The following is a 399-nucleotide window of genomic DNA, read 5'->3' as shown; positions in this document are numbered from 1 at the left end:
CTTCAGCGGTGACCCGCTACCTGCATCCGACGACAGGTGAACCTCAATCCGGCAGAGCCGCGCGACATTGCCGATCGCTTTTCGCCGCAAGGTCTTGGATCACTCCGTACAGGCCGTTTCGTGCTGCAGCTGTGCGCGTTTCGGTTCCCGCCGCCGTGACATACCGCTGGGATGTCGTGATTGATTCGTGGCCTAGCAGCTTCATTAGTGTGTAGACACTGACATTGGCACTGGCCAGTTCTGTCGCGAATGTATGCCGCAATCCATGAACCATGGCTCCGGGGACCGGCTGGGCATCGGTGCCGGCGCGGTTGAATGCTCGCTTAATACGTGATTGAACCGTTCCCCGGGTGATGCGCTCGCCGTCCCGTCCAACGAACAGTGGAGACCGAGCTGGCC

Annotated in this window: 1 protein-coding gene; it reads right to left on the bottom strand. The window is 60.4% G+C overall.

The window, feature by feature from the left end:
- Positions 1-43: 43 nt before the first annotated feature.
- The coding region (locus RNB18_RS53170) for a tyrosine-type recombinase/integrase (protein WP_311721199.1) at positions 44-399 on the bottom strand (356 nt) is incomplete at its 5' end.

This window comes from Streptomyces doebereineriae (assembly GCF_031845645.1).
In the GTDB taxonomy this organism is placed as follows: Bacteria; Actinomycetota; Actinomycetes; order Streptomycetales; family Streptomycetaceae; genus Streptomyces; species Streptomyces canus.
Note: the sequence above shows the minus strand (reverse complement) of the source record. Positions and strands in the feature narration are given on the sequence as shown.